At 57.9% G+C, this 23,028-nt stretch carries 26 protein-coding genes; 11 read left to right on the top strand and 15 right to left on the bottom strand.

The window, feature by feature from the left end; all coding sequences use genetic code 11:
* Positions 1–10: 10 nt before the first annotated feature.
* The 3 genes from ABIQ96_RS26935 to ABIQ96_RS26925 form a co-directional block, all read right to left on the bottom strand.
* On the bottom strand, positions 11–616 hold the full coding sequence (locus ABIQ96_RS26935; RefSeq protein ID WP_348217768.1) for an N-acetylmuramoyl-L-alanine amidase: 606 nt from the start codon (positions 614–616) through the stop codon (positions 11–13).
* Positions 617–723: 107 nt separating this feature from the next.
* Complete coding sequence (locus tag ABIQ96_RS26930) at positions 724–1,596, bottom strand: hypothetical protein (protein ID WP_348217767.1); 873 nt, start codon at positions 1,594–1,596, stop codon at positions 724–726.
* A gap of 97 nt (positions 1,597–1,693) precedes the next feature.
* The gene (locus ABIQ96_RS26925; protein ID WP_348217766.1) at positions 1,694–2,767 is read right to left on the bottom strand and encodes a phosphate acyltransferase; all 1,074 of its coding nucleotides are present in this window, start codon (positions 2,765–2,767) and stop codon (positions 1,694–1,696) included.
* Between the two features lie 83 nt (positions 2,768–2,850).
* Between ABIQ96_RS26925 and ABIQ96_RS26920 the strand changes: the two genes are divergently transcribed.
* On the top strand, positions 2,851–3,648 hold the full coding sequence (locus ABIQ96_RS26920) for a histidinol-phosphatase (RefSeq protein ID WP_348217765.1): 798 nt from the start codon (positions 2,851–2,853) through the stop codon (positions 3,646–3,648).
* Between the two features lie 153 nt (positions 3,649–3,801).
* Here ABIQ96_RS26920 and ABIQ96_RS26915 read toward each other — a convergent pair whose 3' ends face one another.
* Positions 3,802–5,598, bottom strand: coding sequence for a YHYH protein (locus ABIQ96_RS26915; protein ID WP_348217764.1), 1,797 nt, complete (start codon positions 5,596–5,598; stop codon positions 3,802–3,804).
* Positions 5,599–5,712: 114 nt separating this feature from the next.
* On the opposite strand from ABIQ96_RS26915, the gene ABIQ96_RS26910 reads away from it, so the two are divergent.
* Together ABIQ96_RS26910 and ABIQ96_RS26905 are read left to right on the top strand one after the other, a co-directional pair.
* Positions 5,713–6,366 carry a response regulator transcription factor gene (locus ABIQ96_RS26910; protein WP_348217763.1) on the top strand — a complete coding sequence of 218 codons (654 nt, stop codon included), beginning with the start codon at positions 5,713–5,715 and terminating at the stop codon, positions 6,364–6,366.
* Positions 6,363–7,799 (top strand): HAMP domain-containing sensor histidine kinase, encoded by a 1,437-nt coding sequence (locus ABIQ96_RS26905; RefSeq protein ID WP_348217762.1) that lies wholly within the window; start codon positions 6,363–6,365, stop codon positions 7,797–7,799. The genes ABIQ96_RS26910 and ABIQ96_RS26905 overlap by 4 nt, the downstream gene beginning before the upstream one ends.
* Positions 7,800–7,816: 17 nt before the next feature.
* Here ABIQ96_RS26905 and ABIQ96_RS26900 read toward each other — a convergent pair whose 3' ends face one another.
* Complete coding sequence (locus ABIQ96_RS26900) at positions 7,817–8,170, bottom strand: arsenate reductase family protein (RefSeq protein WP_348217761.1); 354 nt, start codon at positions 8,168–8,170, stop codon at positions 7,817–7,819.
* A 51-nt stretch (positions 8,171–8,221) separates the two neighbouring features.
* Here ABIQ96_RS26900 and ABIQ96_RS26895 point away from each other — a divergent pair, with 51 nt between their 5' ends.
* From ABIQ96_RS26895 to ABIQ96_RS26875, 5 genes are all read left to right on the top strand, one after another.
* Complete coding sequence (locus ABIQ96_RS26895) at positions 8,222–8,680, top strand: transcription elongation factor GreAB (RefSeq protein WP_348217760.1); 459 nt, start codon at positions 8,222–8,224, stop codon at positions 8,678–8,680.
* A gap of 63 nt (positions 8,681–8,743) precedes the next feature.
* Positions 8,744–10,306 (top strand): hypothetical protein, encoded by a 1,563-nt coding sequence (locus ABIQ96_RS26890; RefSeq protein ID WP_348217759.1) that lies wholly within the window; start codon positions 8,744–8,746, stop codon positions 10,304–10,306.
* Between the two features lie 209 nt (positions 10,307–10,515).
* Positions 10,516–11,544 (top strand): hypothetical protein, encoded by a 1,029-nt coding sequence (locus tag ABIQ96_RS26885; RefSeq protein ID WP_348217758.1) that lies wholly within the window; start codon positions 10,516–10,518, stop codon positions 11,542–11,544.
* A gap of 45 nt (positions 11,545–11,589) precedes the next feature.
* Positions 11,590–12,975 (top strand): exodeoxyribonuclease VII large subunit, encoded by a 1,386-nt coding sequence (gene xseA / locus ABIQ96_RS26880; RefSeq protein WP_348217757.1) that lies wholly within the window; start codon positions 11,590–11,592, stop codon positions 12,973–12,975.
* Complete coding sequence (locus tag ABIQ96_RS26875; protein ID WP_348217756.1) at positions 12,972–13,604, top strand: flavin reductase family protein; 633 nt, start codon at positions 12,972–12,974, stop codon at positions 13,602–13,604. The genes xseA and ABIQ96_RS26875 overlap by 4 nt, the downstream gene beginning before the upstream one ends.
* A gap of 16 nt (positions 13,605–13,620) precedes the next feature.
* Here the strand turns inward: ABIQ96_RS26875 and aroB are convergent, their stop codons facing one another.
* From aroB to ABIQ96_RS26860, 3 genes are all read right to left on the bottom strand, one after another.
* Positions 13,621–14,700, bottom strand: a complete 1,080-nt coding sequence (aroB, locus tag ABIQ96_RS26870; protein ID WP_348217755.1) for a 3-dehydroquinate synthase — start codon at positions 14,698–14,700, stop codon at positions 13,621–13,623.
* A gap of 87 nt (positions 14,701–14,787) precedes the next feature.
* The gene (locus tag ABIQ96_RS26865) at positions 14,788–15,159 is read right to left on the bottom strand and encodes an STAS/SEC14 domain-containing protein (protein ID WP_348217754.1); all 372 of its coding nucleotides are present in this window, start codon (positions 15,157–15,159) and stop codon (positions 14,788–14,790) included.
* 234 nt (positions 15,160–15,393) lie between these two features.
* On the bottom strand, positions 15,394–15,753 hold the full coding sequence (locus ABIQ96_RS26860) for a hypothetical protein (RefSeq protein WP_348217753.1): 360 nt from the start codon (positions 15,751–15,753) through the stop codon (positions 15,394–15,396).
* Between the two features lie 45 nt (positions 15,754–15,798).
* On the opposite strand from ABIQ96_RS26860, the gene ABIQ96_RS26855 reads away from it, so the two are divergent.
* Together ABIQ96_RS26855 and ABIQ96_RS26850 are read left to right on the top strand one after the other, a co-directional pair.
* Entirely contained in the window at positions 15,799–16,260 is a 462-nt protein-coding gene (locus ABIQ96_RS26855) for a hypothetical protein (protein WP_348217752.1), read from the top strand.
* A gap of 402 nt (positions 16,261–16,662) precedes the next feature.
* The gene (locus ABIQ96_RS26850) at positions 16,663–17,007 is read left to right on the top strand and encodes a hypothetical protein (protein WP_348217751.1); all 345 of its coding nucleotides are present in this window, start codon (positions 16,663–16,665) and stop codon (positions 17,005–17,007) included.
* 44 nt (positions 17,008–17,051) lie between these two features.
* Here the strand turns inward: ABIQ96_RS26850 and ABIQ96_RS26845 are convergent, their stop codons facing one another.
* Positions 17,052–17,723, bottom strand: coding sequence for a hypothetical protein (locus tag ABIQ96_RS26845; protein WP_348217750.1), 672 nt, complete (start codon positions 17,721–17,723; stop codon positions 17,052–17,054).
* Entirely contained in the window at positions 17,720–18,748 is a 1,029-nt protein-coding gene (locus tag ABIQ96_RS26840) for a DUF3500 domain-containing protein (RefSeq protein ID WP_348217749.1), read from the bottom strand. The genes ABIQ96_RS26845 and ABIQ96_RS26840 overlap by 4 nt, the downstream gene beginning before the upstream one ends.
* 157 nt (positions 18,749–18,905) lie before the next feature.
* Here ABIQ96_RS26840 and ABIQ96_RS26835 point away from each other — a divergent pair, with 157 nt between their 5' ends.
* The gene (locus tag ABIQ96_RS26835) at positions 18,906–19,259 is read left to right on the top strand and encodes a cupin domain-containing protein (protein ID WP_348217748.1); all 354 of its coding nucleotides are present in this window, start codon (positions 18,906–18,908) and stop codon (positions 19,257–19,259) included.
* Positions 19,260–19,271: 12 nt separating this feature from the next.
* Here ABIQ96_RS26835 and ABIQ96_RS26830 read toward each other — a convergent pair whose 3' ends face one another.
* The 5 genes from ABIQ96_RS26830 to ABIQ96_RS26810 all read right to left on the bottom strand — a co-directional run bounded on the left by ABIQ96_RS26830 (position 19,272) and on the right by ABIQ96_RS26810 (position 22,977).
* Positions 19,272–19,574 carry a hypothetical protein gene (locus ABIQ96_RS26830; RefSeq protein ID WP_348217747.1) on the bottom strand — a complete coding sequence of 101 codons (303 nt, stop codon included), beginning with the start codon at positions 19,572–19,574 and terminating at the stop codon, positions 19,272–19,274.
* A gap of 2 nt (positions 19,575–19,576) precedes the next feature.
* On the bottom strand, positions 19,577–19,909 hold the full coding sequence (locus ABIQ96_RS26825; protein ID WP_348217746.1) for a hypothetical protein: 333 nt from the start codon (positions 19,907–19,909) through the stop codon (positions 19,577–19,579).
* Between the two features lie 14 nt (positions 19,910–19,923).
* Positions 19,924–20,211 (bottom strand): hypothetical protein, encoded by a 288-nt coding sequence (locus tag ABIQ96_RS26820; protein ID WP_348217745.1) that lies wholly within the window; start codon positions 20,209–20,211, stop codon positions 19,924–19,926.
* A gap of 154 nt (positions 20,212–20,365) precedes the next feature.
* Positions 20,366–20,905 (bottom strand): hypothetical protein, encoded by a 540-nt coding sequence (locus tag ABIQ96_RS26815; protein WP_348217744.1) that lies wholly within the window; start codon positions 20,903–20,905, stop codon positions 20,366–20,368.
* Between the two features lie 11 nt (positions 20,906–20,916).
* Positions 20,917–22,977, bottom strand: a complete 2,061-nt coding sequence (locus tag ABIQ96_RS26810; protein WP_348217743.1) for a right-handed parallel beta-helix repeat-containing protein — start codon at positions 22,975–22,977, stop codon at positions 20,917–20,919.
* Positions 22,978–23,028: the final 51 nt, after the last annotated feature.

The following is a 23,028-nucleotide window of genomic DNA, read 5'->3' as shown; positions in this document are numbered from 1 at the left end:
GCATCTGAAATCAATACTGGCGGCGATAGCGCTGGATGCCATCGGCGATCCCTTGTGCGATCGTTTCACGGAACCAGGCGGATTTCATCCGATTGCGCTCCGTGGCATTGCTGACAAATCCGCCTTCCACGAGAATCGCGGGGAGCGTGGAATTCCGGATGACGTAGAAGCGGGCGTATTTCACTTTCCGGTCTACTGTCCGGGTGCGTTGGATGAGGCTGTTATGGACGCAGTAAGCGAGGCTGTGGCTTTGTTCCGTCGAGTAAAAGGTTTCGAGGCCGCTGACATCCTGCTTCCATGTGTAATTGTAGTGGATGCTAACAAAAATGGCGTTGTTGGTGTAGCGGTTTCCGGTGCTGACGCGTTGGGGCAGCGAAATGAAGTAGTCGCTGCGCCGGGTCATCACCGTTTGGTAGCCGAGACTTTTCAATTTGCCTTCGAGTCGATAGGCGGTGTCGAGAGCAAGGTGCTTCTCATAAACGCGGCCCCATTGGCCCCCGTTGTCGTGTCCGCCGTGCCCGGCATCGATGACGACCGTCCGGAAATTGGCAGCGCTCGCGGTGCCGCCCACTGCCATTGCAGCCATCAGGGCGAATAACTTGATGAAAGATTTCATAACTTGAAAGTTAAGGAAGAAAAACAATTAGGATATGTTGATATTTTTTTAAAAATGTAAAGCGAATTCACCGAATGAGTGAAAACTAGATCGCTCTACAGCCGATCTTAGTAAGTGATCGGCGGGCGGTCGGAAGCCTTGCGAATCTTTGCATTGGCTTCGGCTGCGGCTTTCTCGTCGTAGGGAATGCTGTTAGCTACCTTCACCGTTCCATCGGCGAAAGTCAGCAATTCCGGATCACCTTGGGCACCACGCTGATGGATTTCCCGTGATACGAGTTTGCCGTCGGTATCGATTTCGCAGTGAACCCACATCGTCGGCGTTGCCAGATACATGACATGCAACCGCTGTTTGCGATCCACTGTGACCAGCGGCTTGCGAAGCATCAGAACCTCGCCAAGCAGGAAGGTGCGGACATTCTGACCGGTCCGGCCATCAATGATCTGGGTGTAAATCTGGGCCTTTTCGTCTCCGCTGAAATTGATCACGCGGAATTCCCGGGTTTGTCCGGTCTTTCCGGCGATCCCGACCTTCTGTTTCCAATAGGGAACACCGGGACTTTGGTTGAAAAGGACTCGGTTGGTGGAGGTGCCTTCGCCGGTGTTTCCGGGCATGTGAACCACGGCGATAGCGGAGAAATTCCCGGGTTCGCTGAGGTAGAAAATTTGCGAGAGATCCACTTGGCGGGCCATGGATTCACCGGCTTTGATGGTCATTTTGCCGAAGGCTGCGCGTCCTTTCGGGGTCACTTCCTCGCCGTGGCTGTCCTTGAGAATGAACGTGAGCCACTGCATGCGAGCGTCGCCATAAAAGGTGAGTTCCTGACCGGCGTGGTTGGTGATGTTTACGGTCGCGATGACTGGCTCGCCTGCCAAATACTGGGTTTTCGAGAGTTTCAGCGTCGTCGAGAGCTGGGCGTTGGCTATGGCGGCAAACGCGAACGCGAGAAGAAACAGGCTAAAGCTCCGGAAATGAGTCACGTCGCACAACTAGCCCGTTCCCGGGGTGTCGTCAATCTAACGAAAATTATCCGGGAAAAACCGGAAAAATTGAAGATTCCGCGGGGATTCCCGCGCCTCAAACGTCTCCGTCCGGGTAAAGCTGGTGGAACTTGATGGCCTCTACGGCGACGGCGGCGGCCGTGCCGAAAATCGTTTCCACTGTCGCCGTACGCGGGACTTGGGCTGCCGGGCGGGACAGGCCCAGGATGAGTTGGCCGTAGTTTTGCGCTCCGGCGACGTGCTGGAGAAGTTTCAGCGAAATATGAGCGGCGTCGAGATTTGGAAATACCAATACGTCGGCTGTCGGGCGGGCTTCCGCTCCCGGTAGCTTCGTTTCGGCGGCTTCCGGGTCGAGCGCCACATCGGCTTGGAGCTCCCCTTCGATGCTGATTTCCAGAAATCCCTTTAGCGCCTGATCCTGTGCCAGCGAGGTTGCCGCCGCCATGCGGAGCGCGTCCGGAGTGGAGGCCGAGCCCTTGGTCGAGTGACTGAGCATCGCCACGTAGGCTTTCCGACCGAGGAAATGATGAGCCAGTTTCCCGGTTTCGATGGCGATCGCCGCAAGTTCGGCGACGTCCGGATTCGGATTTAGTCCGCAATCGGCCAAAAATAGGATGCCGCTTCCCCCCATATGCTTGAGGTGGGAACCGGTTAGCAACGTGACGCCAAAGATTTTCGGGACATTCGGCAGTGGTTTGATGGTGTGGATGAGCGCCCGGAAATAGGCGGCCGGCAGTGCCTTGTTGCCTCCGACAACCGCGTCGGCCTGCCCGTATTGCACCATCAGCGAACCGAAGTAATGGGGCTTGGCGACAATTTCCTCGGGATTGCCGATTTGCATGGTCCGGTAGCGGGCCATGTTTTCAACCCTCTGGCAGAAAAGCCCGAAATCCGAAGCGAGCGGTGGATCGATGATGTGAATGAATTTCAGCGAAACCCCGTGCTCCGCGGCCAAAGCCCGGATGCGCTCTTTGTTGCCCAGCAGGATGGGAGCGACCACCTCTTCCTCAACAAGCCGGGCCGCCGCGCGGATCACCCGGATGTCCTCACCTTCCGTGAAAACGACCCGTTTCGGGTGGCGGCGGAGTTGTTCGAGAAGATAGCGGGTGACGGAGACGCTGGATTCGGGCTCTTGGGAAATTGCTGACATGGAAAGTCTGGCGCTTGCAGCGCGGGGGGAGTGTAGTATGGCTTTCTCCGCCCGTTCAATCCGATTCATCCTGAATTACACAAGTGCCCGCCGACTACCACACCCACACGCCGCTTTGCCGTCATGCGGAGGGCGAGCCGGAAGACTACATCGACGCGGCGTTGGCCGCGGGGGTCACGGAATACGGCATCTCCGACCACGCGCCGCAGATCCCGGAACCGTTCGACGATTGGCGGATGGCGGTCGATGAATTGCCCGACTATTTCCAATGGATCGAGCGCGCCCGCAAACAAGCGGCAGGCAAAATTCCGATCCGCTGCGGACTGGAATGCGACTGGCTGACCGGATGCGAACCGTGGATCGCCGATCTCGCCGCCCGCCACGATTGGGATTACCTCATCGGCTCCGTCCACTACCTCGGCGATTGGGATTTCGATAATCCGAAATGGCTCGGGCGTTGGGCGGAATGCGATGTGGACGCCGTCTGGACCCACTACTGGGAAACCTATGCAAAAATGGCTGACAGCGGTCTCTTTGACATCCTCGGCCATCCGGATCTCGTGAAAAAATTCTCCCACGTTCCCGCGGGTGATCTCGACCGCTTTTACGAACCGGTCATCGATGCCATCGCCGCCTCCGGCAGCGTTATCGAGCTCAATACCGCAGGCTGGCACAAGCCTTGCGGCGAGGCCTATCCAACACCGCGCTTTCTCGAACTCGCCTGCTCCGCCGGCATCGGTCTCGTCATCTCATCGGACTCGCACGCGCCGAATGAAGTCGCCCGCGATTTCCCTAAAGCCATCGCACTCGCGAAAGCAGCGGGCTACCGTGAAACCATCCTATTCGAAAGGCGCCAGCGCCGGACCGAAGCATTGGTCTAGCAGATCCGGCAATCCCAGCGCCGTGGTGTCATGAGCATCAGTTGGGAGCAATCCACCGGCTCCCGTGACGCGGAGACGTCTCACCCGGGGTGGAAATCACTACAGGTTCTCGCGTAGATTTCCTAACAAATTCTCGCCTTGGTTCGCTCCGGATCAGTTCACCGTGAAACCGTTGCCGAGCGACCAGGTGTTAGGTCCAAAGGTGGCGTTGACCGTGTAGGTTCCGGTGGCGGTGAGGGGAACGGTCGCCGTCACCACGCCAGTGGTGGTGTTCCGCGAATAGCTCGTCGCGGTGAGGGTGGTGCCGGTCTTGGTGAGCGTGACGCTGGTGGGCTGGACGGTTACCGGCGGAGGGTTCATTCCGCCGCTGTTGTCCAGCGTGATGGTCAGTGTCACGGGGATGGTCAGTGTCCCCGAAGTCGGCGATAGGGTGGCGATGCCGGAATGGGTGGGCGTGGTGCCACCGCTACCGCCTCCGCCGTCGTACGTCGCAAGCGCGGTGCGGCCAACCTTGTAGAAGCGCTTGGTATGGCTGGAGGCTGCCGCGTTTTCCACATAGCTCGTCTCCACGGTGCCACTGGCTGCGGCTTGGGTGTTGGTGAGTGGAGTCCAGTTGGAAAGATCATCGCTGGCAAGGACCTGATAGGTTCCGCCTTCGACGCTGCTCCAGGTGAGCGTTACATTGCCGCTGACCTTGTTCACTTCGGAAACCTCCGCGGCTTCCTGGATGTCCGGACCGCCTTTGAAATAGTCGGTGACCGTTTCACTGATGGTCGTGATCGTAGTCGCGGTGGGAGTACCGAAGAAATAGCGATTGCAATGATAGGGGAATGCGGGAGTGCCACTGGCATCAATGGTCATGAAATAGGCGTAGGTTCCGCTAGGGAATTCCGGCGTCACACAATAGCGGACGTTATACTCGTTCAGGTCGAAGTCGGCGCCCTGCTCGTATTTCGTGGTTCCTGTTTTGATCAGATCTCCCAAGTAGGCGTTGTCCTGAATGTAGCGGCCGAACGGGAAGGTGGTGGAAACGGCCGGTCCGTTGGAAGAGGTGTTGCCATTGTTTCTCAACGCCCACGCCGGCAACGTGCGTCCGGTGCTCGCGACATTGTCCACTCCGATAGTGGTGCCGTCACGTTTCACAAAGCCGCTGACCATCCGGCGGATGCCGTTGTTGGCATTGAGCGCGCTGCTGTAGCCATAGGGCCCGTAGATCGGATAGCCGTCGCGCATCCAGCCGAGCAAAGGGGAATGTTTCGTGGGGACGCCGGGTGTTTCGGTGTATTTCTTGGTGGTTGGATTGAACGTGATGTTGTCGCCCATCAGATAACGCAGAGCCAGGGGGTTGGCGTGATTGTGATACATGCCGGTATTCTGCTGGTGGGTATTGCCGTAGTCGGTTGTCAGACCTTCGTTCACATACGCGTCGCGATGCCATTGACCCGTGTTCCCGCCAGTGTCCGCGCTGCCGACGTAGGAAAACCCGTCGGTGCAGTCGAACATGGCCACTCCGTCGATCAGGAAACCGACGGCTCCTTCCATTCCCGACGTGGTGGTTTTTGAGACGGGTGGTGCCGCGAGTGTCGATGTGCGTGGGAGCCGCCAGATGATGTTCTGGTTTTTTGGCGCATTCACAAACCGGGTCGTGCGCGCGGCGTTGTCATACCATGGCCCCATCGTGTAGCCGCCGAGATCGCTGGTCTTGATGTAGATCCAGCCTGAGGAATAGGAAATCTGTTGGATGCCCGCGTAGGCTGGAAGTACTTGCGAGAGATTGCCGGACGGATTGCTCCAAGTGGTGTAAGTCGTTCCGGCGGTGGCATCCGCATCGGTGAGGTAGGACCGGGCGTATTTCGACGAGAGCTCCGTGAACCACGAGGTGAGTTGAGGATCGGCATGAGCACTGGACGTGGCCAGCGCGAGGAAGGTGGCGAGAAGCAAGGTTTTCATGGCTGCGTGAGCTTCTCACAGCCATCATGAACCCAGCATGAATGGGAAAAATTCCTTCGCGCCCGTTCCAATTCATGGTGGATTCATGAAAGCTATGTTAGCAAAGCCTTACCGATGCGAATCCTGATCGTTGAAGATGAGCCCGACATGCTCAGAACTCTTTCCCAAGCCATGCGGGAAGAAGGCCACGCCGTGGACGAGGCGGTGGACGGTCCCGAGGGGCTCTACAAGGCAACCGAGTGGGACTACGACGCCATTGTCCTTGATGGAATGTTGCCGGAAATGGACGGCTTCGAAGTCCTGCGGCGGATCCGTTTGATCAAGAAAACTCCGGTTCTCATGCTCACCGCCCGGGCCAAGGTAGGCGACCGCATTCACGGCCTCGACACCGGCGCGGATGACTATCTTGCAAAACCTGTCGATCTTAACGAACTCGCCGCCCGCCTTCGCGCCGTCATTCGCCGGTCGCAGGGAGATGCCAGCGCGATCATCACCATTGGCGATGTGCAAATCGACACCTCGTCCCGCCGGGCCACTAAAGCGGGTGCTCCGATCGTTCTAACCGGAGGTGAATATCCGCTGCTGGAATTCCTCGCATTGCGTCGTGGAAAAATCGTCACCCGCACGGACCTCTACGATCATCTCTACGATGAAAACGACACGCCGATGTCGAACATCGTCGATGTCCAGATTTCCAATCTTCGGAAAAAATTCGGAGCTGAATTCATCACCACCCATCGCGGGCAAGGCTACTGTATCGACGCATGAACATCCGTAAATCCATCCGCTGGCGCATCCAATCGTGGCACGCGATGCTTTTGTTAGCCATGTGTGCGGGTTTCGGTGTGACCGCCTACCGCTTGGAAAAAACCAACGCGTTGCATCGTGCGGATCAGGATCTGGAGATCCGTCTCAGCGCACTGACTTCAGCGCTTAGCCAAGGCGGTGGACGTCCTGATGACCGGCGTCCACCGCCGGATGATTTACCTCCGGAAGAAGAGCCGCGTGATGGTCCGCCACAGCCGCCGGGATTCGGATCCTCCGCCGTAACGGGGCTTTTCGATTCGGGGGAAGCCGAGCCGTTTTACTATCAGGTGTGGACCCGCCGCGGCACGTTGCTTGACAGGTCATCTACCGCCCCAGACGATATTCCTTTGCCCGGAGGTTCGAAGGATCTTGAGAAATCGGCCAGCGTTCGGAATGGTTTTCGCGAACTTCACTTGTTCACTCCGCCCGGCGAATGCCTGCTGGTCGGCAGAGCCACGGCGGGTATGGAGCGGGAACTGCGAGATCTCGCCTGGAAGCTGACGGGCATCGGTATGGCGGTTCTCGCCTTCGGGCTCGCCGTCGGGTGGTGGATTGCCACTCGTGCGCTGCAACCGGTTTCCCAAATCAGCGAGGCAGCCACCCGCATCGCCGCGGGAAATCTGAAGGAGCGTATCCGCACCAGCGAGACGGAGAGCGAGCTCGGCCAGCTCGGCTCGCTATTGAACAATACGTTTCAGCGCCTTGATACTGCGTTCGAGGAACAGGCACGTTTCACGTCGGATGCCGCCCACGAACTGCGGACGCCGGTGTCGATCATTCTCGCGCAGTCGCAGCTCTCGCTTGGCAAGGAGCGTGGTGCTGCCGAATACCGCGAGACCATCGAAATTTCCCAACGCGCGGCGAAACGCATGCACGCGCTCATTGAATCGTTGTTGCAACTCTCGGTGATCGACGCATCCGGCACGGAGAGAAATCTCCAGTCCGCCGACCTGCGCGACATCACCGCCGAGCAAATCACCTTGATGGGCACGCTGGCTGCGGAAAAAAATATGGCTCTGGTTTCAGATCTCAATCCCGCCGCCTGCACCGTAAATCCGGAACAGATCGGGCAGATCGTGGTCAACCTGCTGACCAATGCCGTGAAATTCAGCCCGCCGGGTTCCGAAATCAAGATCTCGACTCGCATCGGAAACAGCAGCGCGGTTCTAACGGTTTCCGACAATGGCCCGGGAATTCCCGACCACCATCTGCCGCATCTGTTCGAGCGATTCTATCGGGTGGATGCCTCGCGGAATCGGGCGACCGGCGGCGCGGGACTCGGCCTCGCCATCTGCAAGCGCATCGCCGAGGCGCATGGAGGAAATCTAACTGTTGAAAGTCATGAAGGAAAAGGCAGTTCCTTCACGCTGACGATTCCCCATAAGGAGAGTTGACCGAAGACCGACCCTCCTTAACCGAGCGTTTTACCCCAATCCGCGTCCTTGAATCCGACAAGCGCTTTCCCCTCTCCGATGAGAAACGGCCGCTTCACCAGATTGCCGTTTTTCGAAAGCAGCTTGAGCGCTTCCGCCTCGCTCATTGCCGGAAGTTTGTCCTTCAGTCCGAGTTCCCGATAATCGACGCCCGAAGTGTTGAACAGCTTCCGCAAATCTCCGCCGGTCGCGGCAAGAACGGTCTTCAACTCATCAACCGTCGGCGGAGTTTCGCGGATCGCCTTCACCTGATAGCGGATGCCGCGGGCATCGAGCCATTTCATCGCGTCGCGGCAGGTGCTGCATTTCTGGTATCCGTAAACAGTCAACATGCGTCCGATCTTGATTCCTTTCCTGGACGGTGCAAGTCTCGCCGTCCGCTGATGAAATCCCGATTGCTCGAACAAATCCGCGCCGAGTTGCGCGCCAGCCTCGAACGCCTTTCCAAAGCCGCCTTCGAAGCCCACGCCGCCGCCACCGACCCCGGCAGCAAGGCGGAAGGAAAATACGACACCCGCAGTCTTGAAGCGTCCTACCTCGCCGCCGGTCAGGCCCGCCAGGTCGATGAACTTGCGGCAGCCGTGAGGATTTTCGAAACCCTGTCGTTGCCGGATTTCGAAATGGACGACGCCATCGACGCCGGAGCTCTCGTGGAGGTGGAACTCAACGGAGAGGATCAGTTTTTCCTTTTGGTCCCGACTTCCGGTGGTCTGCTCATCGAGCACGACGGCATGGAGATTACTTTGCTTACGCCCGACAGCGCCTTGTATCGCAAGTTGATGGGGATGCGCTATGGTGAGTCACTTGACCAGCCGTCGCTGAGGATTACCGAAGTCAGTTGACTCGCGGAAATGTCCGCAGGATGCGACTTGCTGGCGATTCAGGTTCTGTTTTGATATCCCGCAATGAAAGCCCGCCAAAATCACCGCAGGGCTTTTGCCTCCCACGGGCTGGCATTGCTGATAGGTGGCTTCGGCGGGCTGGCAATTCTGGACAATTCCAAAACCGCGGGGAATCAAAACGGGACATCCACAACGAAATCGGTTGGAGCCGGTGCCAATGAAATGGCGGAGACTTGGATCGGTGATTCGTTGGGGAAAATACGGGAGAAAAACACTGAGAAAGAGTTGAGTCCACGAAAGCCGCTCACCATGGCGGAACAGTTGCGAGCGAACCGAGTCGAGGCGGAAAAGGAGCGGAAGGAATATGCCGATCAGGTCGACGAGATTCTTGCTGAAGCTCCGCGTTATGCAAATGAGCCTGACCCGGCGGCAGCCATCCGCGAGAACATGCGCGCGGGTCGATGGCAGGAAAATCACTCGATGGCGATTTTTCAAGCCTGGATAGACAAAGATCCGGAGGCCGCCCTTGCCGAACTCGCGCGGAACTGGAAGTTGCAGGAGAGCGAGGATATACCGCTTCTGCTGGAGAGAAAATTCGGTCGGGAATGGCTTGCGCAACAAATCGGGGATGATGATGCCCCTTACCGTTTTCGTAATTCCGCTTTGGATGCTTTTGCCCGGGATCTGGCTTGGGATGGGGGATTGGACGGCCTTCTGAAGGCCTACAACTCGATAGCGAATCCCAAAATGAAGTTGAGATTGGTCTATTGGTTTTCCTGGAATTGGCCCTTGGATGATCCCGCCGCTACCGCACGGATTCTTTCGGAAAACGTGCCCGTTGAGATGCGGAATTCATTGCTGGATAAATGGAAGCCGCCGACCGATTTTGGTTCGTCATTTCCCATGAACCCTTCGACACCATTTCCATATATGTCGCACGAGTGGTATCATCAGCTTTGCGAGGCGATGGCTCCCGGTTCCCTCCCCGATAAGTTTTGGAATCCACCTCCGGGAACTTACGATGATAAACGCGAGACTGTTTCCGTCTCCCCTTCGCTTTCCGATTCGGTGGAAACTAAAATGAAAGCCGGAGGCACCCGCGAAGATGCCGTGAAAGACACACTCTCTTCGATGGTATGGCAGGCGATGGAGGAAGGCACGGACTTGGGGGAACTCTACGGTGAAGGGAAAATTTCACGGAAGGAATTATTGGAAGAGTTGAGCCGCCGCATTCCGGGCTCCGAGATGTTTCCGGATGCCTTGGAGGGCGAGGCATGGCGGATTACTGCGACGATTTCCGACCCACGGCAGGCGGCGGAATGGACCGCGGCCTTGTCAAAGAGGGGCGACATGGTTTCGTTGTTAGGTTCAATGTCGAATGCATCGCGGGATCCTCGAAGGAAGATGCGGCTGGAATGGAACCGGATTTTCGCGGCCGGTTTGGAAACAGGACCCTTGTCATCACAGATTCAAAGCGAACAGGTTGATAACTGGAGCCGCTGGTCTGCGATTTCCCCGGTGGCTGCCGCTCAATGGCGGGATTCGTTGCCTGAAGGCGATCCACTTCGCGCTGAGATTCACAAGGTGGAGAAGGAACTGGAAAACAAACGAAAGGAATCGCCATGATTTCCCGCTCCGTTGTTACGCATGGTTTGGCGCTTTTGTTGGGACTGGGTGCCGCAGTGATACTTGCGAAACGGGTGGACATGGGAGGTGTTGTTAGTCCCGCTCATGGTGCGGGCCTCGGCCAAATTCGAGGCAGACGGCCTGCCGGACGGGGTTTGTCGTCTAACGAGAGTTTCCGGATGGCCTATGATTCGATAGCGTCCCATCCCATGTCTCGTGGCGAACGAGGCGCATTGAGAAGAAATTTGTTTGCGGAGTGGGGCAATCGTGATCCGCAGGGCTTGCTCGCGTTTTTGGACAAGAAGTCCGTTTGGCCGGAAGACTTTTCCTTCTATTCGAGTTTAGGGACTCTGGAAAATGATCGTCCGGACCTTCTGCTGGATTTTGCGATCCGCAATGGATGTGTGGAAGCGCTTTCCCCATTGAAATACGGTGATCCGGCGACAGTCGCCCGGCTGATCGACGCGCTCCCGGCATCTCAAAGGGGCGTTGAACTCACTGAGCTTCGGGATGTCGCCTATCAGGATATGGGCAAGCAGGGAATCGTCACCGCCACTCCCAACGCGGCCAATTTGGGAGGTTCGGCGGAGTCGATGTTGGATGATGGCAGGCTGGAAGAGTTCATCGATACTTTCGGGAAAATAGACGATGAGTCAGTGAGGAGCAAACTGGCGAGAGATCTCGGTTTTTCCCTCAGTTACGAGAAGTTAGGCGAGCGGGTTTTTGAAACGATCTGCAAACTGCCGTTATCTTTTCAAATCGAAGCCACCTCAGAGCTTTTTCGAAATGCTGGCAGCGCGATGGTATTTCCCGAAGCTCGTGAGGAACGTCGCCATTGGATCGATCAGTTCGCGGCCCAAGGTCTGGCGGAAGGCGCGGCGTCAGGCATCGACGGCCTTTTTGTGGAGGATGACCTCGATAGGGTGAACGGGGAAATCGCCGCTTGGGTGAGCGGGTGGGAGTCCGGCGATTCACTCAAGCCGATGGCGGATCGCCTGGTCTTGGAGTGGAGCGGCTTTGACCATGAAGTCATGATTCGTGAATTGGTCGCCATGCCCGAGGGCAAAGTCCGCGACCAGTTGGCGGCCGCCGCACTGCGTAACGGAGACATCAGGGAGGATGAGGAGATATCGAAGGTGAAATCCCTCATCCTGGACCCGGCGATCCTGAAGGAAATGGAACCCGATCCAAATGCGGATCCATTCGCGGACCCCTTCGCCGATCCCGAGGAGAAATGAACCATCCGGCGACCGGGGATGGGATTTTCCCGCTCGAATAATTCCTTGGGTTTGACACCTTCCGGTGTGGATTTGTTTTCGAGACCCAAGACCTCCGAGGAAAAGGCGCTTTCCGTGACGCAACTGCTGCGGCGGATGAAGAATCTGCTGGAAGTGCAGATCGGCGAAACGTGGGTCGAGGGTGAGGTTTCGAATTTGCGGAAGCAAGGCAGCGGGCACTGGTATTTTTCACTGAAGGACGAAGGCGCGCAGATTTCCTGCGCCATGTTCGGAGCGCGGAAGCGCGAGGGTTCGGACGCGTTGGAAGACGGTGCGAAGGTCCGGGTCTTCGCCGAAGCGAGCGTTTATGAAGCGCGCGGCCAGCTTCAGATCATCGTTCAGAAAGCGGAACGCGCCGGGGCGGGGGACTTGCAGGCGAAGTTCGAGGCGCTGAAGCGGAAATTGAATGCCGAGGGTTTGTTCGATGCGGCTCGCAAAAAGGCCATCCCGCCGTTTCCCCGCACGATCGGACTTATCACTTCCGGAACCGGTGCGGCGCTTCAAGACATGCTCAATATTCTAACACGCCGTGCGCCGTGGGTGCAGCCGGTGTTGTTTCCGGTGCGCGTGCAGGGCAGGGGCGCGGAAATGGAAATTGCGCAAGCGATTGCGAAAATGGGACGACCGGAAGCGTTCGGCTATCCACGTTGCGATGTGCTCATCGTCGGGCGCGGGGGCGGATCCATCGAAGACCTTTGGAATTTCAACGAGGAGGTCGTCGCGCGTGCGATCGCCGATTGCCCGATTCCCATCATTTCCGCGGTAGGTCATGAAATTGATTTCACCATCGCCGACTTCGTGGCCGACCTGCGGGCGCCCACTCCAAGCGCCGCCGCCGAACTCGCGGTGGCCGATGGCGGGGAATTGTTAGCCCGCCTCTCGCAGATCCGGAACCGCATGACCCGGACTACCCGCGAGCGGTTGATGCGATCGCAGATGGCGGTGGACTCGCTCAAACGCGGCGTCCTCCAGCGCGACGGGGAAAAGCTATTGCGGGAATCCGTGCTGCGGTTGGACACGGTGCGTGGCCAGCTTTCTCTGGCGACCCGAGCCGCGCTGGAAACACTGGGCCAGCGCCTTACCGAGCTTCGCGCCAGTCACAAGGCCAATCATCCGGCCAAGGTGTTGGAAAGAAGAACGGATGCCGTTGCTGTTTTCCGCCAAAGGCTGGAACGGGCTGGCAGGGAATCCATGGATCGCCGCTCCGAACAACTCGACCACCTGCGCGTGATGCTGCGGACGCTGGGGCCGGAATCCGCCTTTCAGCGTGGTTTCTCGATCACGCTCGGGGCGGATGGCAAAATCGTTACGTCCGCCGCTGCGTTCAAATCAGGCGATCTTCTCCGCACGAAATTTGCCGATGGCGAAACCAAGAGTATCGTCCAGCCATGACCGAACTCGACCTTCTGGGCGAACATGCCGACCGCGCTTATCCGATTCTAGCAGGACTGGTTACGCCCCGCCCCATCGCGTGGGTGACTACCTTGAACGAGGACGGTAGTGTGAACGCCGCGCCGTTCTCGTTTTTCAATGTCTTCGGGGACGATCCGCCGCTGGTGATTTTCGCGCCGGGCGACCGCGACGATGGCTCGCCGAAAGATACGGCTAGAAACTGCGAGCGGACCGGCGAGTTTGTCGTCAACCTGGTGGATGAGTCGCTGGCGGAAGTCATGAACCGCACATCCGCCACCGTGCCCTACGGCGTCAGCGAGACCGAGCGCGAGAAACTCGAAACCGCCGCATCGTCCTCCATTTCACCGCCACGAATTGCCGCCGCTCCCGCCGCTCTGGAGTGCAAGCTGCATTCGATCCAACTCATCGGAACAAATCGGCTGGTCCTTGGCATTGTCCATCGCGTGCAAGTCAGGAATGAATTCTTCGATCCGGCCACCTTGCGTGTTAGAGGCGACTTGTTTCATCCCGTCGGCCGCATGTCCGTGCCGAACTGGTATTGCAGAACGGGTGATTTATTCGAGATGGTTCGCCCGAAGTACGACGAGACGGGTAGTGAATCCGGCTGAGACAGCCGGGACACATTTATCTTAAATACTCGATCGCCTCGCGCAGGTCCTCCGCGGTGACCGTGTTGATCACCTTCGCGCTGCCCAAGGCGTCGAGCACGACGAAGCGGATGGCTCCGGAAGAGAACTTCTTATCCCGCGCGAGTTTCTCCATCACTGTCTCCGTCGCGATTTCCGGAGAGAGCACCAGCGGCAGATGAAACTTCTCCAACAGAGCGATCACTTTCGCGCTGTCTTCCGGCGCGAGGCCCGCGTGGCGTTCTGATAGGAAAAGTGCCGCACGGATGCCGAGGGAAATCGCCTCGCCATGCAGCATCTCGCCGTAGGGAACCGAGGCCTCGATGCCGTGGCCGATGGTGTGGCCGAAATTCAACAACGCCCGGATGTCTTTGGTCTCATGCTCGTCGGCTTCCACGACGCGGGCCTTGATGGCGATGTTCCGTGCGATTAACTCGGCGGGGACATCGCGGGTTGCTGGATCGAGCGCGGCGAGTTCATCGAGCATTTCCGCATCGCGGATGGCGGCGTGTTTGATGGCCTCGGCGAAGCCTTCGTGATATTCGCGGTCCGGCAGGGTTCCCAATGTGTCCGGATCGACGATGACGAGACGTGGTTGGTGGAAGGCTCCGAGCAAATTTTTTCCTTCCCCAACATTTACGCCAGTCTTACCGCCGACCGAGGAATCGACCTGCGCGACGATGGTCGTCGGCACCTGCACGAAAGGAATTCCCCGATAGAAAATCGAGGCCACGAATCCTGCCAGATCGCCTACCACGCCGCCGCCGAGCGCGACGACCATTGATTTACGATCATGGCCCGCGCGGATCATTTCGCGGCAAAGCGTTTCCGTCTGGCTCATGGATTTCGACGCCTCGCCCGCCTTTACCGTGTGGAGCGTCGGGCGGAAACCGGCGGCTTTCAGCGATTCCATCAGCCCGCCCGAGTGGAAGCGTGCCACCGTCTCATCGCTGATGATCGCAGCCCGCAGGCCACTGATTCCGGCCTTTTTCAGGGTTTCACCCGCGTCGCCGAGCAGGCCCGGTTCGACGAGTACATTGTAGGCGCGTTCGGCGAGATCGACATGGACGGATGGCATGCGGGGAGCATGAAAGATGCCGCCGCCATGTCCATCCCGGAGTCCTATCCGCAGCGGCACCAAGGAGCCGAGGACTGCGAGTGGCGCTCATCCCAAGGGAGTTCGCAACCAATCCAGCGCCGCTTCCTTATCTCCGTAGCCGAATCCTTTTACCTCCGCGTTTACGAAATGACCGGCCAGTTTCGGAGCGATATCCGCCAGCAGGCTGTCGCTCGCAACAGCGATTTTCGCTATTTTCTGATGGTGATCCCGCACAAACCGCAGGTGACTGACAAATCCGGCAAAATCCTCCCATCCCGGAAACTTCTCCGCGTGGACGAGGATTCCTTTCAGCGTTTTCTTGCGTTCCAGAAACGCGTCCACGGCTACCGTGAGGTCCCGGAAATCCTCCTCCGAAAGCGGCCCCATTGGCTCAATGATCACGATGTTGTCGTCTTCGAGTATTTGATAAGTCAGCATGGTCCTGCATGGTTGGAATTCGGCCGGCGATCCGGCATGTTAGGGGACGAGGGAAGATATGTCCGTCAGTGCCGTGTTGCAAAAGAGTTTGGCAATAAAATTTCTGAAATAGGCGGCGTATGTTTTTCCTTGCGGCTCACCATTTGGTTTGTCGAATGGAGTGTGGTATGGAGAAGAAAAAGGCCGTCCGGGATGCGGACGGCCTGGGAGAAAAATAGGGATTCCAACCGGGAATCATTTGGTCCTGACAATGGTGAATTTCCTGGGTTTGGAGAGGTTTCCGTAGATGTCGGTAGCGGTCACTGTTCCTTTGCTGGTGCCTTTTGGGGCATGGACGGTGAAATGCCACTTGTAGGTGCCGATGGCAACCCTGACCGGATGACCGTTGAACTTGTATTCGACCTTATCGAGGCCGACGCCGGAGTAGGCGTATCCGCTGAGCAATACTTCCTTTTTGTCGGTGGTGATCTTCTGGGGAGTGAGGAGAGTGACGGCGGGGGGCTTGGGAGTCGAGGCGACTCCGAAGACCTCGATATTATCAAAGGTGATGACATAAGCTGGAGAAGGAGTGTAGCTGTAGATTCGGAATGTCACCGCATTACGCGATCGCGTAGCAAAGAATTGTTGGATGGCGGCAAAATGATTGATATTAAAGCTGGCGTGACTACCCCCCCTCGTCATTTCAGTCCCTTATTGCTTGTGCCCGTAGCGGTTCTGGCATGGATCATCATTATTGGCACCGTTTTGCGATTCCTGTTCGGAGCGGAAGTTTCCGGAGGATGGGCCATCGCTGCCGGATTTTTCACGATGGGGGCGCTGTGTTTCTTGGTGTTGTTGAAGGAACTGAACGATACGTTCTTTCTTCCTGCGTATTCCGAGTTCAACAATCGGCTTGAAAGCCGTCAAAAAGCGGAACAAGCGAAACATGCCGAGGCCCGACAGTGGGACGACCGCTTGATTGATCATTCCTCGTTTGGCCCGCGACGGGAGGCTTTGGGGTTGAGTTCCCACCGGGTGGGATTGAACAGGCAGCGCACATCCGTCGGGCGGCGATCCATCGATTCCCCGGCAGAATCGCCGAGCTACGCTTTCGATGGTTGAATCGCATCGCGCTCCTCCCACTGACTGTTTCGGCTTGGATGCGCTTTACCGACAGCCGGGGAATCCGCCCTTCGCTAGATTTTCATCCTCTTCTCGGGGACTGCATCCGATCCGGCCGAATCCGGCGGCCGCGAGTCTCTCGGGAATTCACCTATAACTCGTTCCGCATTTCACCAATTGCGGTTGAAGTCGTTTGAGGTCATGGTCGAAGCTCTCGATCGGCCCCCCGTTAAAAACCGGCGAGAGGAAAGCCCCAGTGAAATCCCCCCGAAAATGAGTGTGAATGTTCCCGTTTGTCCCCCCGAAGCCGGCACTTCCGCCCACCCTTTATTCCCGGCCGATCAGGCATTCCTGTGGCTGCCTGGTATGAGCGGTGGGCGGAAACCATTTTGTTCTTATAACATGGCGACGAAAAAACGTGGTGCGTGGCAGGGGCGAACGGTCAAGGGAAAGGGTGCGAATCTTTCTCCGCCATTCGCGGTCAGCCAGGCATCCTATGTGATGTGGGATTGCGAATCGTCGCCGCCGTTTCCATATCATCCGGTTCCCGTGGCCCGCCCGCTATCAGCCAAGGAGATGAAGGAACTTGCGCACCAGGTGATCGAAATGGCCGGCGAAAAGCTGGAGGATCATCCAGAGCCACTGAAAATGCTCAGAAATGATACCAAGAGCTTCGTGCTCGTATTGCTGTCACGCATGAAGTTGCTGGCAGGATCGGGCGGGGATCGGAACATTTCGTATGGCTGATACCGATCCGCCTGCGTGTTTCGGTCGGGAAAAATAGTTAGCGATCAAGCACGTCGCCGTGAAGTTTCCGCAGTCCGCCACCGGGATGCCCCCATGGCGAGCAGCAATCCTGTGACCGATGCGACGATTCCGAGGGCTTTCGATGAAATTGCCGGCGGCGGCTGATAGGTGAATTCGATTTCTCCCGTGCTTTGATTTCTATTCCGCTTCTGGCGGATGATTTCAACCGGTTTGGATTTCGGTAGCGCCGCGTTGAAGAGATACACGCTGGCCGCCGGCAGATGTCGGTTTTCAAATGTCAGGCGATGCGCACCTGCGGCGAGAGAACCGGGTGAAATGGAAAACTCCATCGAGATGATTCCCATGCCGGTGTGCAGTTCTTCTGGCGGGGGAAACTCGGAGGCGGTGGTTTTTAATTCCAACTCACGCTGGTCCAGTCGAACGGTGAGGTCGTGTTTTAGCGTATCCGCGTAGGCTGTTGTCTCGCTCGCGGAAATCACGCCGTCGTGGTCGATATCGATTTGATCGAGCACCTGCCCGGCAACCGCCACGCCGGGAGTGAGGTTGATTTGCAAGCGGATGTTAGGAGGCTCGATGTCCACAAGCGTCGCTTGCAGATACTCGTCGAGCCGGTGGGCGGAAGCGACGGATGGGAAGGCGAGAAATCCCAACCACGCGAGTGGAAGCAGCGGAAGGTGGCGGAGGGATAGCTTCATGGCTTCCACCATTTCGTACCGTAGTCGTTGGTTGGATCGCGGTAAATCGTGTGGATGTGGTTGGTCGGGTCGCCGCCCATCCGCTGCGGTGCGTATTCGATGACGACCGTCGGCCCTTGGATGCGGAAATAGGCGGCGCTTCCTTTTTCGGTCGGGCCGCTCCAGGCGAACCATGTTTCGCCGATGTTCTTTTTCATTTCATCCATTTTCGCTTTCGCGACCGCTTCGTTCTGGATGCCGGTCCATTCGGATGCGAGGTCCAGCAGCATCTCGCGCTGCTTGTCCGTTAGGGCGGAGGCTTTGATTCCTTCCGGCTGGATGGTTTGTCCGTCGCGTCCCGGACCTAACACGAGGTCGTGCATCTCGACGCCAAGGATGGCCAGCTTGCGCTGCGCATCGTCCAGCGAACCGATCAGGGCGAACGCCTTGTCCGTCTCGTCACCCAAAGGGCGCACGGTCTTGCCTTCGATTTCATAAGTCGCCGGCTGCGCGGCAGTGTGGCTTGGTGCGAGTGTGCCCTGGTCGCCGACCAGTGTGATGTTGAGCGCAAGGTGATGTCCGCCGAACTGGATCATCCACGGATCGGTAGCGGAAGGCTGGCCGAGGAATGAGACGTAATATTCATCCTTCCCGAAAATCAGTTTCCCGCCTTCGGCTTTCTTCAGCACCTCGTCGCCCTCGACGATCTGCATCACCTTTTCGTAACCCCGCGGGCTCAAGGCCGCCTTAAGGATCGTCATGACCGCGTCGCGCTGCGGTTGCGTGAGATCGCCCATTCGAAGACCGGCGCGTTTGAAAATGCCCGAGGGCAAATTCGACCAGCGCTTGCGTTGCGCCTCGTCCTTGAAATCGAAGACAACCTTGCCGCGCTGGCCATCATCAAGGGTCGCGAGGAATTTTTGAGAAGCGGCGGAAATTTCTCCGGTGGCATTGCTGGAGGCTGGTGCGGCCTTGGCGATGGCGTGAGGTCCGGAGGATAGGCCGCAGCAGGCGATCGTTAATGCCAGGAGGATTTTTTTGCTCATGAGGATTGGGAATCCTTCACCAACCGCCGTCGGCTGGCAAAGTTGCGCGAACCCGTCATGTCGTTAACTGCGAGATCGCTTCGATCTTTTCTTCTCGTCATTTAGCGATGCGATCTCCCCGGTTGATCTTCGCTGGCTTCGGTGCTTCCCTCGCGGTATGGAAGTCCGAAAATACTCCGAGCAGGTGCCGTTCACGACCAAGGACGGATCGACAATCCGCAGCCTGTTGGATTTGTCTAACGCTCCGGTCGCGAACCAAAGTCTTGCCGAGGCGACGATCCCCGCCGGTGACGAAACGGAACGGCACTATCACAAATTCAGCGAGGAATTCTATTACCTCCTGGCTGGACGCGGGCTGATGGAAATCGACGGTGTCGACCGCGAGGTCGCCACGGGCGATGCGATCCTCATTCCGGCGGGTGCTTGGCATCAGATCAAGGCAATTGAATCGCTGCAATTTCTCTGCTGCTGCGCGCCGCCGTATGCGCACGATGACACCTATTTCGCGTGAAAATGGCAGCCCCTAACGCCTCGCCTCGTTCTGAAGGAATTCGCATAGCTTCGCCGCACCGAAGGCGAAGAGAGCCGGCGGCGCGAGCGCCGCCATCAGGCGGACTTGTGTTACCAACAGCGATCTCACCGGAAGCCGGTGCAGACAGTAGCCTGCGGCTGCTGCGACGAGGATCGCTTTTCCCGGCGATCTACGGACGCGGTCTTCGCAGCTTTCATAGCTGCTGTGAACCTTGTGTTTCACGTCTTCGATGAGCGCGGCTACGCCCTGTTCGACGGTGGGTGGCTCTGCTAGGCCGGATGGGATGGGTGTCATGGTTACCAGAATTTGAGGTTTTCATAAACGGCACGGAGCGAGTTGGAAAGCGTATCACTCGCATCGGCGAGGGGTTCCCGGAGGTCGAAATCGTGGGCTGACGAATTCCGGCCGGAAATAATTAGACAACCGACGGCGATGCCGAACGCGAATGCTCCGGCAACCGCGGGCAGTGGATTGCTGCGGATCTTGTCGCTGGCGCAAGACATCATTTTTTCGGCTTCTTTGCGGATGCATTCACAGGCTGTGGATGCGGAATCTTCAACCGGCTTGAGCATGGCGGTGAAGTTGTCGCCGATTTCCTCGGTTTTGTGGGATGGGGTGTCGTTTGACATGGGTGTAATGGTTGTTAGTTATTGAAGAAATTTTCCTTCCAATCGATTCCGTGGGCTTCGAGATAATTCGAAGGATGTTCAGCCCCGTGGTCTTTGACGAACTCCAGGAGTTCGGTATCTGAGATCCAACGCCGCTGGTCCCGTTCACCGAGGAAACACTGCTCGCCCGGGCGATGTTCGTCGTTCACTCGCATCGTTTCGAGAATTTCCGCGATGGTGAGATCCTCGTGGGCGGAAGGCGGATTGGACCCCGCTTCCGGATATCCGGACACGGGTAGTTCTTGGACTGATGGAAATGGCATGGTTTTGGAAGGGTTGCGTATCCCTTTCGCATATAGCGTTCCAAATCGACCATGCCCGCGGATCGTTGAAAAACGGAGGCCCTTGGCTTGAACGCGGATAGCCGAAAAGGCATTTTGCATTCCACCTCTGCGCGGAATCGTGCAGATCCGGCGGTTATGGTTCCTGATGGGAATTCACGCTTCCGGAATTGGCTGCGATCACGGGAGCGGCGAACCTCCGGTAAACCGCACTTATCACTAGATCGAAGAGGAATGCAAAAGCCAGACCTCCGCAGGCACCGGCGAGGGATCCAATCGTTAGAGTCTCCCGGGGGCTGAGTTCGGAATGGGTGAGATAGGAGCCGAGCCAGAGAATTCCGATGCCGGCGGGGATGGCGACGACGGTGCAGAACTGGTAATGCATAGCCCTCAAACCGGACGAGAAACGGCGTCGCAACATACCGATGAGAACCGCCGAAGAGACAATACCGAGTCCCGCCAGAACAGCAACCGAGGCCGCGATAATCCCGGCGACGACGATACCGACTCCGATCAGAATCAGCGCGATGCAAAGGGCGGCCAGAAGGATGAATAACATTCCGGGTGCGAAATCATCGCTTGGATCGATGGGAGCTTCCGCGGTCATTCCAACCACGCGGGTGGCTAACAAAAATAGCAATGGAATGGCTGGCTTCACCGGGCATGGCTTTTTCAACGTTTTAGAAGCTACCTCTTCTTGTCGGGCGCCGGTTCGACGATGATGGTGGCGCGGGGGATTTTTTCGCCAGGGGCGGGAGTGCTATCGTCGTGGGACGAAAGATTGACACCGGTTAGGATTTGCTCTCCGGTGTTTTTCGACACGGAATTGGAAGCATAGGAAGCAGGAACCAGACCTTTTTCCAAAATGAGCCCGGGACCTTTGTTGAGCGTGGCCTCATTGGTGGCAACGCTGACGACCTTCGCCGCCGCGCGGATCACGATGCCGCCTAACAAATTTGCGCGGGCGGTGTTTCCGGAAACCTTGCCGGCCGCGGCGCTGTCGAGCACGATGCCGAACTCGCGGTTGGCGATGAGTTGGTTGCCCTCGATGGTGGCGGAGGCGAGACCGTTGTCGGCATGGATGCCATTGCGGCTGTTACCCTCGCAGCGGTTGTTGACGAGAATCACGGCCGCGCCGTCCCACGACTCGATGCCGTGTTCGAAATTGTCGAGCGATTCGGAATCACGGACCTCGAGGGTGCTGCCGTTGCCGATGGCGGCGATCCCGTCCCAGCCGTTGTTGGAGAAATGGCAGTGACTGATGGTTGCCTGCCCGCCTTCGATGACGGCGAGTCCGTGGCCGCTTGCTTCGGTGAAATTACAATCGACGAAAGCCGCCTTGCCGCCTCTAACGAGTGCTGCGGAGAACCGGTCCGTTCCGACCGCGAACGCATTGTGGCGGAACGAAATGCCACTGACCCGCGCACCCTTCGCGTCCGGTCCGATGGTGATGGCGCTGCCACTGTCGGGCGGGCATTCGATTTTTGTATTGCCCGAACCGGCACCCTGCAACTCGACGGCGGCGTTGATGACGAGCGGTCCTTTCCACGTTTCCGCCCCGAGGACGATGCGGTCGCGGTCGCGGGCATTTGCCAAGGCTTCTTCCGGCGTGGAGAAATCACCGGGCACGCGCAGCGTGCGGGTGTAGCCGGAAAGCTTCTCTAACAACGATGCGATTTCCTTGTCGTCGGGAGCCAGCGAACTTGCCTCGCGGATCCAGTCGAGTGCCTGCTGGTCGAACTGCCCCTGATCGCGGGCGCTCGCCATTTTCAAAAGCCCGGCGGCTTTCTCCTTGTTGGCGGCAGCCTTCGACATGGCGGCGGTGGCGTCGGCGAGAATGGACTTCGCATCCGGATCATCGGGCGAGGCCGCGAGGATTTTCCGAGAGGTGGAAATGGCGAGTTCCCACTTCCGCTGGTTGAGGGCATCGCGAGCAGCGGCGAGGGCTGCGTCCTGAGATTGAGTGACTCGTGCGGTGGCGATGCGCTCCAGCAGACCGGTGGCTTCCTTGTCCGCGGGAAACCGAGCGAGGACCTTGCGGGCAGCGGCGTCGGCTTCATCGAGTCGTCCGGCTTCGAGTTCCGCGGTGGCTTGTCCGTTCCAGTAGCCGAGGAACTGGGTTTGCTCATCGACCATGCCGGCTTCGATGCTGCGGCGGCCACGGCGGGCGATTTCGGATCCCGGTGTGAGCGTTTCGATTTCCTTGAACATGTCCGCCGCCTCCTGCCAACGGCGGTTCTCGATGAAAATCGAGCCCTGGCGTTCCAGGAAAACGACGCGGATGGTCCGCTGCTCTTCCTTGAATTGTTCGTTTTTCACATAGAGCCATGCTCCTCCGGCGGCACCGATGAAGATGACGAAAAACCAAACGATGAAGGAAAGCGCACGGCTCGGAGAATTTTCTCCTTCCTCTTCGGTCACTTCGGATTCGATGACGGTGGCCGGTTTGGACGGTGGCGGGACGGTACCGAGCACCACGGTTTTCGCCGGCGGAGGAATAACTTTTTCCTCGGTGATCGCTGGTGGCGGAGAGGTTTTTTCGCCCGGGCTGATTTCTTCCTGAATCACCGCCAGCGCTTCGTCGAACTCGTTGAGGCCTTTCTGATAGCGCCCCGCCAGGGTCTCGTTCGGCGCGCTCTTCACCATCGCGGCGATGTGCTCGCGGGCGTTCCTGAACTCCGCGAGGAAAGGACGCGGATCTTCGGTGGGACTGAGTCCGAGGATTTTACGGGCGTCGATCGGCGTCATGGGTGCGAGAGATTCCAAAAAGGTCGGTTGGTCTTACAAGACCTGCAAGTC

The organism is Luteolibacter sp., from assembly GCF_039920825.1.
GTDB lineage: Bacteria > Verrucomicrobiota > Verrucomicrobiia > Verrucomicrobiales > Akkermansiaceae > Luteolibacter.
The sequence above is the reverse complement of the archived record's forward strand: the minus strand, read 5'-3'. Positions and strand labels throughout refer to the sequence as shown.

Coding starts and splice junctions, on each gene's coding strand:
- ABIQ96_RS26935 (WP_348217768.1), bottom strand. CDS start 616: ATGAAATCTTTCATCAAGTTATTCGCCCTGATGGCTGCAATGGCAGTG.
- ABIQ96_RS26925 (WP_348217766.1), bottom strand. CDS start 2,767: ATGTCAGCAATTTCCCAAGAGCCCGAATCCAGCGTCTCCGTCACCCGC.
- ABIQ96_RS26915 (WP_348217764.1), bottom strand. CDS start 5,598: ATGAAAACCTTGCTTCTCGCCACCTTCCTCGCGCTGGCCACGTCCAGT.
- ABIQ96_RS26910 (WP_348217763.1), top strand. CDS start 5,713: ATGCGAATCCTGATCGTTGAAGATGAGCCCGACATGCTCAGAACTCTT.
- ABIQ96_RS26905 (WP_348217762.1), top strand. CDS start 6,363: ATGAACATCCGTAAATCCATCCGCTGGCGCATCCAATCGTGGCACGCG.
- ABIQ96_RS26900 (WP_348217761.1), bottom strand. CDS start 8,170: ATGTTGACTGTTTACGGATACCAGAAATGCAGCACCTGCCGCGACGCG.
- ABIQ96_RS26895 (WP_348217760.1), top strand. CDS start 8,222: ATGAAATCCCGATTGCTCGAACAAATCCGCGCCGAGTTGCGCGCCAGC.
- ABIQ96_RS26890 (WP_348217759.1), top strand. CDS start 8,744: ATGAAAGCCCGCCAAAATCACCGCAGGGCTTTTGCCTCCCACGGGCTG.
- ABIQ96_RS26885 (WP_348217758.1), top strand. CDS start 10,516: ATGTCTCGTGGCGAACGAGGCGCATTGAGAAGAAATTTGTTTGCGGAG.
- ABIQ96_RS26875 (WP_348217756.1), top strand. CDS start 12,972: ATGACCGAACTCGACCTTCTGGGCGAACATGCCGACCGCGCTTATCCG.
- aroB (WP_348217755.1), bottom strand. CDS start 14,700: ATGCCATCCGTCCATGTCGATCTCGCCGAACGCGCCTACAATGTACTC.
- ABIQ96_RS26865 (WP_348217754.1), bottom strand. CDS start 15,159: ATGCTGACTTATCAAATACTCGAAGACGACAACATCGTGATCATTGAG.
- ABIQ96_RS26855 (WP_348217752.1), top strand. CDS start 15,799: ATGATTGATATTAAAGCTGGCGTGACTACCCCCCCTCGTCATTTCAGT.
- ABIQ96_RS26850 (WP_348217751.1), top strand. CDS start 16,663: ATGGCGACGAAAAAACGTGGTGCGTGGCAGGGGCGAACGGTCAAGGGA.
- ABIQ96_RS26845 (WP_348217750.1), bottom strand. CDS start 17,723: ATGAAGCTATCCCTCCGCCACCTTCCGCTGCTTCCACTCGCGTGGTTG.
- ABIQ96_RS26840 (WP_348217749.1), bottom strand. CDS start 18,748: ATGAGCAAAAAAATCCTCCTGGCATTAACGATCGCCTGCTGCGGCCTA.
- ABIQ96_RS26835 (WP_348217748.1), top strand. CDS start 18,906: ATGGAAGTCCGAAAATACTCCGAGCAGGTGCCGTTCACGACCAAGGAC.
- ABIQ96_RS26830 (WP_348217747.1), bottom strand. CDS start 19,574: ATGACACCCATCCCATCCGGCCTAGCAGAGCCACCCACCGTCGAACAG.
- ABIQ96_RS26825 (WP_348217746.1), bottom strand. CDS start 19,909: ATGTCAAACGACACCCCATCCCACAAAACCGAGGAAATCGGCGACAAC.
- ABIQ96_RS26820 (WP_348217745.1), bottom strand. CDS start 20,211: ATGCCATTTCCATCAGTCCAAGAACTACCCGTGTCCGGATATCCGGAA.
- ABIQ96_RS26810 (WP_348217743.1), bottom strand. CDS start 22,977: ATGACGCCGATCGACGCCCGTAAAATCCTCGGACTCAGTCCCACCGAA.